Here is an 11611-nt window from a genome sequence, read left to right on the forward strand (position 1 = left end):
GACGGGCTACTCACCAAAGCTTCAATCGTCTTTTGTGCTCTAATGGTGCGAAAAATCATGCCTGACTACGAATCGCTTCTAAACCGCTGGCTCTCCGCCGGCGTCCTCGACGCTGAAGCAGCCGCTCGCATCCGCATATGGGAGTCGGCCCAGCAGTCATCAAGCACTCGCGAAATCGCCGCGCCAGGGCCAGCAGCTCGCGAATCCGGCCTGGCATGGCAGGGGCGACTCGCACTGATCCTTGGCGGGATCCTCCTCGCCAGCGGCATCGTGCTCTTTGTCTCCTCTCACTGGGACCAGCTCGGACCTGCCATGCGCTACACGCTTGTCATGGCGATGGTCACGATATTCCACCTCGGCGGAGCGTTCACGCGCAATCAATACCCGGCGACCTCAAGTACGCTGCACGCCGTCGGGACCGTCTCGACCGGAGCAGCCATCGCCCTCGTCGGCCAGATCTTCAACATTCAGGAGCACTGGCCTGCCGCCATCCTCCTGTGGGCCATTGCCGCCCTCTGCGGATGGAAGCTCCTGCGCGACCAGGCCCAGCAGACGCTCTCCCTGCTTCTCGTTCCCTCGTGGCTCATCTGCGAGTGGGGCTACGCCGTCGACAATCACATCGGAGCGGAGATCTACGTCGGGCGATTTCTTTTCGTATGGGCCATCCTGTACCTCACGCTTTTCATTGACACGCGCCGCCGCATCGTCCGCGGAATCCTCTTCGGCGTCTCCACTCTCGCTGCCGTAGCAAGCGTGTCCCTCCTTCTGACAAGCTGGCGATCGTGGAGCGGGATGCAGCCGCTTCCGCTGCTTCATACCCGGTTCTGGGGATGGGTCGTCATCGCCGTCGTCCCGCTTCTCTTCTCGCTGTTCAGTTTTCGCAAAGCAACAGCGCCCGTCCTCGCGGCTATCGCTTTCGTCATCGCGCTTCCCTGGTGCGAACGTGTCTGGATCGAGCACTACCCCTACGGCAACACCTACGGCTTCTATACCCGCAATGAACCGAACCTGCTCGCCCACGCTCTCGTTGCCGGCTTCTGCGTCTTCCTCATCTGGTGGGGAGTGCGCCAGGCAAGCCGCGGCCTCGTCAACTTCGGCGTCATCGCCTTTGGCATGAGCGTCGCCTGGTTCTACTTCAGCAACATCTTCGACAAGTTCGGCCGCTCGCTCGGACTCATCGGCCTCGGCATCCTGTTCCTTGCCGGAGGCTGGGCTCTCGAAAAGACGCGCCGCGGATTGCTCGCTCGCATGGCCCAAATGCCCGCGCCGCTCGAGGAGGCACGATGAAACTTGCCCGCGTCTCTCTCCTTCTGCTTGCCGTTCAGGTCGCCCTGGTCTCGACCGTGGCCCTCAAATACTTCTACCAGCGCGCGACATGCCCTCGGGTATGGACGCGGGCTGCCGCTTACGATCCCTCGCTAATCATGCGCGGCCGATACCTCAGCCTGCAGCTTACGGTCGACGGTTGCAGCAGCACTCTTCCGTCCGCCAAAAACGCCCAATTCCCGCGCAACGCCGGCGGCACCGTCACCGTGCGCAGCCCCAACTTCAATGTCACTGCACCCGACACGATATGGTTTCAAGCACGGCTCGGGGTCAAAGATAACAAGCTGATTGCAATCCGGGTCCCTGAACCGGAAAGCACGACTTCAACACAAAACGTCGCAGCCTCGCCTGGATCTCCGTGCGACCAGATGCGCCTCGCCGTGCCCGTCGATTTCTACATCTCCGAGCACGCCAGTGATCCGACATTCCTGAAGAAAGGCCAGGAGCTTTGGATCGAGGTCACCGTGCCGCCCAAAGGCCCGCCGCGACCGCTGCAACTCGCCCTCAAAGACAATGGCGCGTGGAAACCGCTGGCATTCCAGTAACCGGTCACCGTCATGCAAGAACTCGCAACCGCAAAAAGCCCCATCGGCCGTACAGGCTCGATGGGGCTTTGCTTTGCGTGGAAGTGCCTACGCGACGAATCGTTACCGGTTCCAGCCCACCACTGCGCTGAGGTTGGCGGTGCCCACTTCGAATCCTGGCGTGAACTGCGAAACTCCGTAGACCTTGTTGAGCATCGCCGACATGGACGGATCGAGCGTCAGTTTCACGCCCTTGAGCCAGAGGGTGTTCCCGTTCGGCTTGAGGGGAAGCGTCGTCCCGGCAGGAAGCGTGAGGTCGAAGAGGTTGTAGCGGCCCCAGACCGCGTTATTCACGACCACCTCGCCTGAAAGCACAGGTGTCTTCGAAGCGGTGCTGATGACGAAGGCCTGAAGGCTGACCTTGGTGTTATCGGACGCGGCATCGAACGTGAGCGAGCCAGAGTGAAGAAGCGTGCCGGCACTGGTCTTCAGGTCGATCACTCCGCTGACGATGGGGAAGGTCGCGGTTGCTCCCGAGACAACGGCGGGATGATCGTATCCGATCTTGACGCCGAGCGAACTGAGCGCTGAGGTCAGGGTCGAGGAGAGGGTGACGTCTGTGGAGCCTCCATATGCGGTGACTGCACTCTGCGCGGTTGCGTTGATGGGGAGCAGCGCGAAGAGGGCCGCTGCGCAGAGAGATACGATTCTCAGCTTCATGATCTGGTCTCCTGATGATGCGAATGGGGAAGGCGCCGGGATGTTGCCGACGAATCCGAAGAGACAGATGCGAGGTCCGGAAGGAGGGTGGGCTGAAACGATGGTGAATTTTGATGCCGCGGAAAGAACAGGAGCTGGTGAGTAGTGAGTTGGGCGTAGTGAGTACCAAACAGCTCAGGGAGCTTGGCTGGATCGGCCGCCGATCCAGTTAGCGCCAGAAGTAGCCCGATCCGGAAAGACAGCTGATCTCCAGCGCAATCGCGGCAGAGAGCACGGCGGCGGAGATGGCGAGGACCGTCAGACGCGGGTGCCGTTCGGCAAGTGTTGCGGGAGCGTTGGCGGCGAATTCAAAGAGCTGATCGTGCGTCACGTGAGCCGGGTTGAAATGCGGCTCTGCGATCGCTGCGCTTAACGATGAAGTGCGTCTGCGATTCTGTACCGGCGACTGGACACACGTCGACTGTTCTTGTTCTGCGATCATTCTGGCCTCTTGCTTTGCCGGCCGGACCCCATCCAGCCTGTGATGGTCGGCACAATGAAGTGCCTCGATATGCACCATCGTCACATGACGATTGAGTGGCCGAATGTGAGAGGGATCACAGTGCTGTCAGTGATCAGAGATGACGTGAGCTGGGGGCCAGAAGCCACAAGCCAGGAGCTAGGAGCTAGGCTGTGAGCGTAACCTGAATTGCTGTCGGGAGGTGAGGCGATGGCTCGAACGAAGGTCTTCGCGAGAGGTGATGTGCTTGCCGAGGTGGTGCGGAGTTTTGCAGTGAATGAGGAAATCAATCAATTGTTGATTGAAAAGTTGGATTCACGAGCCTGGCGGGTGCCCGGAGCCTGCCCTGAGCGAAGCCGAAGGGTCCCTCGCGCTTGGGGACCCGGGACAGACTCTGATTTAGCAACCCGCGCCCGATCGAGTTCGAGCACCCGGACCATCGCGGCAATCTTCGCGCACATGCATCATGTGCGGCGGAAGTGGATTCGGCTTTCGGCGCCGCATCTTCCCTTGCCTGCTGAACTCGATCGCAACTGCACGCAGGCGCAAGCATGCAAGGCGCTGGCTGCAAGCGGCGCTCTGTGCGTCAAGATGATCGAGCATCTGCTGACTGCATCGCCGGAGCTGAATCCATCTCCAGAGAAGAGCCCGAAGTTCTTGCGAGATGGATGGGCGCGGGCGTGGCCCGCCGGGCCGATGATGGTGGCCTACATGATTACGCACGAGGCGCACCACCGCGGACAGGTCTGCATGCTGGCGAATCAGCTGGGATTCAAGCTGCCCGGCGCGGCGACTTCGGCGATGTGGAGGTGGGAGAGTCTCACTGTTGAGTGAAAGAGGCATTTTATGCCTTATAAGCCAAATATTTCCCTAAACTCTGCATAATTTGCTTTATAATGCATAAATGCAGACGTTACAAGAACTTGGCAAAGCCATCCAGGAAAGAAGAAGGACTCTCCACCTGGGACAGGGATTGGTAGCGGGCCAGGCCGGACTCCGACAAGACCAACTGTCGCGATTGGAGCGCGGACAACTGACTGAGTTCGGTTCACGCAAGCTCCTGGCTGTGCTTGCCGTTCTCGGCATAGAGATCGCATTTGTTGAGGTCGGCGCGACCGGCACGCTCGATGAGCTGCGGCGTGAGCGGAGCGGATCATGAAGCTGAATGTTCACGTTCTCGACAAGCATGTCGGCGTGCTGGAGCAGGTGGGAGACTTCCGCAGTGTGATGGCATACACGCCGGATGCAGCGCCGGAAGATCTCGTTTCGCTGACCATGCCGGTTCGCACCGAGTCCTACCCGTGGGATGACGAGCTTCACCCAATCTTCCGCATGAACCTGCCCGAGGGATACCTGCTGCAGGTATTGCAGGAGGAGTTCGGGCCGCATGTGGGAGCCAGTCCGGTTGCACTGCTATCGGTGATCGGCCGCAACATGGTGGGCCGCGTGAAGGTCGCGCCACCGGATGCGACTCTCAACGAGAATGCAAAGCCGATCGAAGTGGATGAATTGTTGAAGGGAGACAACTCAGAGGAAGCGTTCGCTCAATTGGTTCGAGAGCATGCGCGGAGCGGCGTCTCCGGCATTCTGCCCAAGTTTCTTGATGCCGGGAAAAGCAGCAAGACCGGGCTGGGGCGTCATCCCAAGGCGACCATGCTGACCCATCGCCACATTGTGAAGGGCTCGTCATCGCGCCTGCCCTTTGCGACGGCCAATGAGCACCTGTGCATGCAAGTGGCGGCGAAGGTGATTCCGACGGCGAAGACGGAACTCTCGGATGACGGAAATGTGCTGGTGGTGCATCGCTTCGATGTGGACAAGAGCGGAAGGCCGCATCTTGCACTTGAGGACTTCTGTTCGCTGCTGGGGCTGCGCCCCGCGCAGAAATACGAGACGACCTGGGAAAGAATTGCAAAGGCGGTTCGCGCGCATGTGCCTGGACGCGACCAGTACGAAACTTTCCGCAGGCTCTCATCGATGTTGTTGCTGACCTACGCGCTTCGCAACGCCGATTGCCATGCGAAGAACGTTGCGCTCGTATATACGTCGCGGGATGATGTGAGCCTGGCGCCGGCGTACGACTTCTTCACGACTTCGGTATACGCCGGATATCAGCATAATCCGCCGGCGATCAGCATCATGGGAAAAAAGACGTGGTTGCCGGGCAAGACGCTGACTCGATTCATCGCCGGAACTTTCGGCATTCCCGAGCGAGAACAGAAGGTGGCTGTCGAACAGATCAGCGATGCGGTTGCGGATACCGCGAAGGCGGTTCACAAGACGATGAACGAACTTGCTGGCTTCAGGGACTCGGGAAAGCGGATGCTGGCGGCGTGGAAAGAGGGTGTGAACCAGCTTCGCGACTCGCGCATGTACGGCCTGAGCGAGTGGAAACTGGTCAAGGAGTTTGAGGCGATCTCCGATGCGCCGAAGCTGGCGAGTTCGAGAACGGTGACTGGCAGGTCGGAGTTGCTCGGAGCACGTGGTAAGCGCAAACCATGATGGCTAGCGGAATCCCGCGCGCGATCAGTCCACCTTCTTCGAAATGTTGAGGAGAATGCCGATTCCTGACAGCGTGAAGAAGAGGCTGGTGCCGCCGGAGGAGATGAAGGGCAGCGGGATTCCCTTGGTGGGCAGGAGCGACAGCACCACGCTGATGTTGAAGAAGGCCTGAAGCAGGATCGCCGTCGTGAGTCCGAAGGCGGTGAGGCGCGCAAACGGATCCGTAGACCGGAAGGCGGTGCGGAGGCCGCGGTATCCGAGGACGATGAAGAGGATGAGGATGGCCATGGCGCCGAGGAAGCCGAGCTCTTCAGCGATGTTGGCGTAGATGAAGTCGGTTTGCGCTTCGGGCAGGTAGAAGAGCTTTTGCATGCCCTCCATGTAGCCGCGGCCCATGAAGCCGCCGGTGCCGACGGCGATGAGGGACTGGTTGATGTGGAATCCGGCGCCCTGGGGGTCGAGGTCGGGGTGCATGAAGGCGAGCATGCGGGCGCGACGCCAGGGGACCCAGAAGAGAAGGACGGCGAGGCCGGGCGCGGCGGAGGCGGCGGCAAGGGCGAGATACTTCCAGTCCATGCCGGCGAGGAGCAGCAGCATTGCGGAGACTCCGGCGACGACGAGAGCGGTGCCGAGGTCGGGCTGCTTGACGATCAGCAGAATGAAAACGACGGGCATGAGCGCGGCTTTGAGCAGCGTGTTGCGCCAGTCGTTGATCTGGTCGAGGCGGGTGGAGAGGAACCAGGCAAGAAAGAGAATGATGACGGGCTTGGCGATTTCAGACGGCTGGAAGGTGAAGAGCGAGCCGAAGCGGATCCATCGGTGGGTGTTGTGCGAGTCGCGAAAGAAGTAGACCAGCAGGAGCAGCATGGTCGTAATTGCCAGAGCGGGGAAGACGAAGCGGGGCGTGTTGTAGCGGGTGTAATCAATCCGCGAAAGCACGAGCATGGCGCAGATGCCCGCCAGCGCCCATGCGGCCTGGCGTCCCACAAAAGCATAAGGCGAGTTGAAGCGGGCCTGCGCGGTGACGGCAGAGGCGGAAAAGACCATGACGAGGCCGACCACCACGAGCATGAGCGTGGTGAAGAAGATCCACTTGTCGACGCCTACGCGTTTGGCCATAGTCTCTCGAAATCGAAACGTACCGTCTCCCATGTCTCAGAATCGAGACGTGGGCACCCAGGTTCTTGCTGATGCTTGGTTCATGGTTTCACGGGTAGCTTGTGGAGATTTGGATGGGGTGCGGAGTGGGGATCAAAGTGGTCAAGTTGGTTGGCAGCAACTGCGGGTTGTCATCCCGAGCGGAGCGGCTTCCTTTTGCAATGAGGCTGTCATCCTGAACGGAGCGGCTTTCATCAGCGGAGTGAAGGATCTGCTTTTCCGTAAGCGCCCGTCTCGAGAACCTCCCTGGTCAGGTGCGGAAACCAGTCGGCGCTCAGATCCTCCCAGGTCGGGTTCGCGGCCTGTATCAGCTCAACCTTCTTCGATCGAAGCCAGCCTTTGAGCTCCTTCTCACGTTGGATTGCGGCGCTTACATTATTGGACCGTTCAAACCAGACGAGGCGATTGCAGTTGTAGCGCGAGGTGAAGCCTTCGTAGGCTTTGGTCTTGTGCTCGAATACACGGTGGCGAAGGTCGCTGGTGACTCCGATGTAGAGGGTGCGGCTCTTGCTGGCGACTATGTAGGTGAAATACACGTGCTCGCGCATATCTCGAAGCTAACGGACATGCTCGCGTACTGAAGTGTCATGGATCACTAGGATCACAAGAAGCAGATCCTTCGCTTACCACCCCCACGCTGAAGAAAGCGCGTGGGGCCCCGTGCGCTCAGGATGACAGTGGTGATTTAAGAGCGTGTCCTGGAGCTGCTTAATGGGTGCATTCAAGAAGTGTGGGGATGCATGCCGCGGGAGGCTTCCCAGTCGCTGACCAGCTGCTTAAACACGCGGCCGCGTTGTTCGTAGTTCTCGAACTGATCGAACGAAGAGCATGCCGGGGCAAGCAGAACCACCTCCGCCGGATGCGCCGCGGCAGCAATGGCGCCAACAGCCTTATCGAGCGTCTCGCAAGAATGGATGGGCACCACGCCCCGGAGCTGCGACTCAATCTTCGCGGCCGCCGAGCCGATCGTATAGACCGCTTTGACCCTCGCCCGCAGCAGCTCGTTGAGCTCGGTGTAGTCGGAGTTTTTGTCTTTGCCGCCGAGGATGAGGTGGATGTTGCCGGGGAATGCGGCGATGGCCTTGGCCGTGGCGTCGACGTTGGTGGCCTTGGAGTCGTTGTAGACCTCGACTCCGTTGACGGTGGCCACGTACTCGAGGCGGTGCTCGACGGCTTTGAACTCCTCGACGCCTTTGCGGATCGATTCGAAGGCGGCTCCGGCGAGGCGCGCTGTGCAGACGGAGGCGAGCACGTTCTCGATGTTGTGATCGCCCTTGAGGGGAATGGCGCTGAGCGGCATCACTGTCTCGGGCACGGATGAGGGCGAGGTGCGGAAGACGATTGTCTTGCTTTCGACCCAGGCGCCTTGGTTGACTGCGTGCTTCAAGGAGAACCAGTAGACGCTGGATTTGGCGCGCTCGGCGGCAGCGGCGGCGCGAGGATTGTCGGCGTTGAGCACGCAGTAGTCGTCCTGGGTCTGGGAGAGGAAGATGCGCTCCTTGGCGAGCGCGTAGTTCTCGAAGGTGCCGTGCCGGTCGAGATGGTCGGGCGTGATGTTGAGGATGACGGCGATCCGGGGGTGGAAGACCTCGGTCGTTTCAAGCTGGAAGCTGGAGACTTCGAGAACGTTCCAGGTGTCGTCTGCTGAGCCTTCAATCAGGGCTACGACGGGAACGCCGATGTTGCCGCCAACCTGGGTGCGGAGGCCGGACTTCTCGAGGATCTCGCCAATCAGCGAGGTCGTGGTCGTCTTGCCGTTCGAGCCGGTGACGGCGAGGATCTGGCCTTTGAGGTAGCGGGCGGCGAGTTCGAGTTCGCCGATAATGGGACGGCCGAGGTTGCGGGCCTGCACGAGTTCGGGAGTGTCGAGCGGTACCCCGGGGCTGACGACGATGAGGTCCTGACGGCGGAAGGTGAGCAGGCCGTGTCCGCCGGCTTCGACGTTAATTCCCTCATCAAGGAGAGCGGGGATGTCTTTGGCTAGGGCTTCGGCGGAGCGGATGTCGGAGACGGTGACGTGGGCTCCCTGGCGGCGCAGGAAGAGCGCGGCGGCGAGGCCGGATTTGCCGAGTCCGACGACGAGGACTTTTTTGCCTTTGAGCTCGAGCATGGGTGCAGGACAAGGATAATGCATTCCAGCGGGGCTCGCGGAGTTAGCGCGCTCACGCGCGTTAGACGTCTAGCGAAGTTTGAGGGTAGTCAGCGCAAAGAGGGCGAACACCAGCGCTAGAATCCAGAAGCGCGCGATAACCTTCGACTCGCTCCAGCCCAACTGCTCGAAGTGGTGGTGCAGCGGGGCCATTTTGAAGATGCGCTTCTTGCGGAGTTTGTAGCTGCCCACCTGGAGCATGACTGAGAGCGCTTCGATCACGAAGATTCCGCCGATAAAGGGCAGCAGAAATTCCTGCCGGATGATGACGGCCACGGTGCCGATGGCTCCGCCCAGCGCGAGCGAGCCCACATCGCCCATGAAGACTTCAGCCGGATGGGCGTTGTACCAGAGGAAGCCAATACTCGCCCCGACCATCGAGCCGCAGAAGACCGTGAGTTCGGCAACGAGCGGCATGCGCTGCAGTTCGAGGTAGTCGGCAAAGACAACGTGGCCGCTGACGTAGGTCAGCACTGTGAGCGCACCGGCAGCGATGATGGTGCAGCCGATCGCGAGACCGTCGAGACCGTCGGTGAGGTTGACGGCGTTGGATGTGCCCATCAGCACGAAGATGACAAAGGCGATAAACGGAAGGTAAACAAGGAAGCCCAGGTGCGGAATGGTTGCCGGCCACATGTGCCACTGGAAGTTGGGATGAAGCACCTTGATGAACGGAACGCTGACCTGCGTGGCGAACAGCTTGAATTGCGTGAGGACGACGAGTACGACGCCGACTCCCGCGCCGGCGAGCGCCTGCCAGAAAAGCTTGGCGCGGCCGGTGAGTCCGAGGTTGCGGCGGTGGACGACCTTTGTGTAATCGTCCGCGAATCCGATAGCGCCGTAAGCCAGCGTGGAGCAGACGGCGATCCACACGAAAGGATTGCCGGGGTCAGACCACAAAACCGTGGGCAGAAGGATCGCGATGACGATCAGCACTCCGCCCATCGTGGGCGTGCCGGATTTCTTCTGGTGCGACTTGGGGCCCTCTTCGCGGATGTACTGGCCGATCTGAAATTCGCGCAGCTTCTGGATGACATAAGGCCCGATGAACATGGCAATCAGCAGCGCCGTGAGCGACGCGAAGACGGTTCGGAACGTGAGATAGCGGAAGATCCGGAAGGGGTGGAAGAACGGGAACAGCTTTTCGTAAAGCAGCCAGTAGAGCAAGGGTTCTCCAATGCCGGATCAGGGGCGGAATCAGAGTTGATTCTACTAGGGGTGGGGCTCAGAAGAGCGCGGATGAAGAGGCGCCGAATCTGGGGAGTGAATGGGAGGCAGCGGCGTCGGCGGGGTTAGGATGGGATCGCTGAAACGATCGAGGCAATCCTGCTTTGAGGTGATGCAATCATGACGGTCCCGACGGAGTACCAACAGGCAAATATCGCGTTCTACAACTTCCTCACCGATGTGCGCGATCAGACGAATTTCGACTCCACTCATCCGGCCTATACGATCGCGCAGGGCGTATTCCAGGCCTTCCGGCGAAGGCTGGGGATCAGAGACGCCATCCGATTCTGCAACGTGCTGCCGGTCGGGCTCCGCGCACTCTTTGTTGCCGATTGGGATCCGGATGAGCCGTTGCGGTGCTTTGAAGATCGCGACACGATGACGCGGGAGGTGCAAAACTTGCGGCCCCTGCACAACTACGCTCCGGATGATGCGATTCAGATGGTCGCGCGCGCGTTACGGCGTAATGTGGACCGGGAGGTTTTCGATCGCGTGCTGACTACGCTGCCGGAGGGAGCGGCGGATTTCTGGAAGGTGTAAGGACTCGGAGCGCCGGCTTGTCCCACTCGTCGCGATAAAGCTGCGATGAATGGGGCACAGCGGCGTCAGTGTTTGTTCGCTGATTGTTTCTTGAGTTCGGCTTCAAAGGCCTCCTGGCGGTCGGCAATGTAGGCCTTGTAGCCGGCGGGATCGATGAACGCGTTCGTGTCGCCCTTCTTGAACCGTTCGTATTTCTCGTGCAGATCGAAGTAGCCCCCGTGGGCGCCTAGGAAGATATCGCAGGGTAGTTTGCTCAGGACTTCGAATTGGTGTTTGTAGTCAGCGGCAATCTGCGGATAGGTCTTGTTGTTGACGAGTTTGTAGCCCGGATTGACGTTGGGGCTCCCAACAATGACGACGTGCAGGGTGCGTCCGTTGTCCTGCTCGTCGAGGGTCCAGGTGGTGGTGCCCTTGGTATGGCCGGCGGTCAGGTGCGCCGTGAGAGTAGTACCGCCGAGAGAAACGGTGTCGCCATCGTGCAGGGTTCTATCCACTTTGGTTCGCGGAAACCAGAATGACTCTCTGGAGCTGTAGTTGAAATCGTTGTGGCCGCCGGATTCTACGACGGGGATGTCCTGCGCCATCACTTCGTACTTCGCACCGGTTTCACGCTTGATCTGAGCGCTCCCTGCGCAGTGGTCGAAGTGGCCGTGACTGATGAGGAGGATTTTGGTGTCTTTGTATTTGAACCCGAGCGACTCGACTGCCTGCCTGATTTGCGGAGGCGAAGACTCGAGATTTGAGTTGATGAGGATGTTGCCCTGCGGAGTGACGATCAAATAGGCGGCGAGATCCTGCGAACCGACGTAGTAAAGATTGCCTGCGATCTTGAAAGCTGGGAAGGGTTGAACCCACGATGGGTTGTCCTTGCTGAAAGAGTCTTTCTGGGCAGAGGCCCCGACCGCTGACAAGACGGAGACGATGAGAAAGATGAAAGTCGTCCATCTTGGTTTCCCACCCATGCGA

13 protein-coding genes are annotated in these 11611 nt (G+C 60.0%); 6 read left to right on the forward strand and 7 right to left on the reverse strand.

Features of this window, described 5'->3' with window-relative positions:
• Positions 1-57 precede the first annotated feature (57 nt).
• Positions 58-1287, forward strand: coding sequence for a DUF2157 domain-containing protein (locus DHV10_RS06990; RefSeq protein ID WP_162601276.1), 1230 nt, complete (start codon positions 58-60; stop codon positions 1285-1287).
• The gene (locus tag DHV10_RS06995; RefSeq protein WP_109485521.1) at positions 1284-1871 is read left to right on the forward strand and encodes a GDYXXLXY domain-containing protein; all 588 of its coding nucleotides are present in this window, start codon (positions 1284-1286) and stop codon (positions 1869-1871) included. The genes DHV10_RS06990 and DHV10_RS06995 overlap by 4 nt, the downstream gene beginning before the upstream one ends.
• Positions 1872-1973: 102 nt before the next feature.
• Here DHV10_RS06995 and DHV10_RS07000 read toward each other — a convergent pair whose 3' ends face one another.
• Positions 1974-2570 (reverse strand): hypothetical protein, encoded by a 597-nt coding sequence (locus tag DHV10_RS07000; RefSeq protein ID WP_109485522.1) that lies wholly within the window; start codon positions 2568-2570, stop codon positions 1974-1976.
• Between the two features lie 208 nt (positions 2571-2778).
• On the reverse strand, positions 2779-3051 hold the full coding sequence (locus DHV10_RS07005) for a hypothetical protein (protein ID WP_109485523.1): 273 nt from the start codon (positions 3049-3051) through the stop codon (positions 2779-2781).
• Positions 3052-3279: 228 nt separating this feature from the next.
• Between DHV10_RS07005 and DHV10_RS07010 the strand changes: the two genes are divergently transcribed.
• The 3 genes from DHV10_RS07010 (at position 3280) to DHV10_RS07020 (ending at position 5571) form a co-directional block, all read left to right on the forward strand.
• Positions 3280-3903 (forward strand): DinB family protein, encoded by a 624-nt coding sequence (locus DHV10_RS07010; RefSeq protein WP_109485524.1) that lies wholly within the window; start codon positions 3280-3282, stop codon positions 3901-3903.
• 70 nt (positions 3904-3973) lie between these two features.
• Positions 3974-4228 carry a helix-turn-helix domain-containing protein gene (locus DHV10_RS07015; protein ID WP_109485525.1) on the forward strand — a complete coding sequence of 85 codons (255 nt, stop codon included), beginning with the start codon at positions 3974-3976 and terminating at the stop codon, positions 4226-4228.
• Positions 4225-5571, forward strand: coding sequence for a type II toxin-antitoxin system HipA family toxin (locus DHV10_RS07020; RefSeq protein ID WP_109485526.1), 1347 nt, complete (start codon positions 4225-4227; stop codon positions 5569-5571). Before DHV10_RS07015 ends, DHV10_RS07020 begins: the two co-directional genes overlap by 4 nt.
• A gap of 24 nt (positions 5572-5595) precedes the next feature.
• Here DHV10_RS07020 and ftsW read toward each other — a convergent pair whose 3' ends face one another.
• The 4 genes from ftsW to mraY all read right to left on the reverse strand — a co-directional run bounded on the left by ftsW (position 5596) and on the right by mraY (position 10045).
• Positions 5596-6690 carry a putative lipid II flippase FtsW gene (gene ftsW, locus DHV10_RS07025; RefSeq protein WP_109485527.1) on the reverse strand — a complete coding sequence of 365 codons (1095 nt, stop codon included), beginning with the start codon at positions 6688-6690 and terminating at the stop codon, positions 5596-5598.
• Positions 6691-6923: 233 nt separating this feature from the next.
• Positions 6924-7277: a GIY-YIG nuclease family protein gene (locus DHV10_RS07030; protein ID WP_109485528.1), complete on the reverse strand. Its 354-nt coding sequence runs from the start codon at positions 7275-7277 to the stop codon at positions 6924-6926.
• A 173-nt stretch (positions 7278-7450) separates the two neighbouring features.
• Positions 7451-8863: a UDP-N-acetylmuramoyl-L-alanine--D-glutamate ligase gene (gene murD, locus DHV10_RS07035; protein ID WP_239461315.1), complete on the reverse strand. Its 1413-nt coding sequence runs from the start codon at positions 8861-8863 to the stop codon at positions 7451-7453.
• 45 nt (positions 8864-8908) lie between these two features.
• Positions 8909-10045 carry a phospho-N-acetylmuramoyl-pentapeptide-transferase gene (gene mraY / locus DHV10_RS07040; protein ID WP_109485530.1) on the reverse strand — a complete coding sequence of 379 codons (1137 nt, stop codon included), beginning with the start codon at positions 10043-10045 and terminating at the stop codon, positions 8909-8911.
• 180 nt (positions 10046-10225) lie between these two features.
• On the opposite strand from mraY, the gene DHV10_RS07045 reads away from it, so the two are divergent.
• The gene (locus tag DHV10_RS07045; RefSeq protein WP_109485531.1) at positions 10226-10645 is read left to right on the forward strand and encodes a DUF2267 domain-containing protein; all 420 of its coding nucleotides are present in this window, start codon (positions 10226-10228) and stop codon (positions 10643-10645) included.
• 65 nt (positions 10646-10710) lie between these two features.
• On the opposite strand, the gene bla is transcribed toward DHV10_RS07045, so the two are convergent.
• Positions 10711-11607 carry a subclass B3 metallo-beta-lactamase gene (gene bla / locus DHV10_RS07050; protein WP_109485532.1) on the reverse strand — a complete coding sequence of 299 codons (897 nt, stop codon included), beginning with the start codon at positions 11605-11607 and terminating at the stop codon, positions 10711-10713.
• Between the last annotated feature and the right edge of the window lie 4 nt (positions 11608-11611).

Origin of the sequence: Occallatibacter savannae (assembly GCF_003131205.1) — a bacterium.
Classification (GTDB): domain Bacteria; phylum Acidobacteriota; class Terriglobia; order Terriglobales; family Acidobacteriaceae; genus Telmatobacter; species Telmatobacter savannae.

Bases quoted from the DNA above. Each gene is read 5' to 3' on its own strand.
- murD (WP_239461315.1), bottom strand. From the start codon at position 8,863: ATGCATTATCCTTGTCCTGCACCCATGCTCGAGCTCAAAGGCAAAAAA.
- DHV10_RS07020 (WP_109485526.1), top strand. From the start codon at position 4,225: ATGAAGCTGAATGTTCACGTTCTCGACAAGCATGTCGGCGTGCTGGAG.
- ftsW (WP_109485527.1), bottom strand. From the start codon at position 6,690: ATGGCCAAACGCGTAGGCGTCGACAAGTGGATCTTCTTCACCACGCTC.
- DHV10_RS06995 (WP_109485521.1), top strand. From the start codon at position 1,284: ATGAAACTTGCCCGCGTCTCTCTCCTTCTGCTTGCCGTTCAGGTCGCC.
- DHV10_RS07030 (WP_109485528.1), bottom strand. From the start codon at position 7,277: ATGCGCGAGCACGTGTATTTCACCTACATAGTCGCCAGCAAGAGCCGC.
- DHV10_RS06990 (WP_162601276.1), top strand. From the start codon at position 58: ATGCCTGACTACGAATCGCTTCTAAACCGCTGGCTCTCCGCCGGCGTC.
- DHV10_RS07000 (WP_109485522.1), bottom strand. From the start codon at position 2,570: ATGAAGCTGAGAATCGTATCTCTCTGCGCAGCGGCCCTCTTCGCGCTG.
- DHV10_RS07045 (WP_109485531.1), top strand. From the start codon at position 10,226: ATGACGGTCCCGACGGAGTACCAACAGGCAAATATCGCGTTCTACAAC.
- DHV10_RS07015 (WP_109485525.1), top strand. From the start codon at position 3,974: ATGCAGACGTTACAAGAACTTGGCAAAGCCATCCAGGAAAGAAGAAGG.
- bla (WP_109485532.1), bottom strand. From the start codon at position 11,607: ATGGGTGGGAAACCAAGATGGACGACTTTCATCTTTCTCATCGTCTCC.
- DHV10_RS07005 (WP_109485523.1), bottom strand. From the start codon at position 3,051: ATGATCGCAGAACAAGAACAGTCGACGTGTGTCCAGTCGCCGGTACAG.
- DHV10_RS07010 (WP_109485524.1), top strand. From the start codon at position 3,280: ATGGCTCGAACGAAGGTCTTCGCGAGAGGTGATGTGCTTGCCGAGGTG.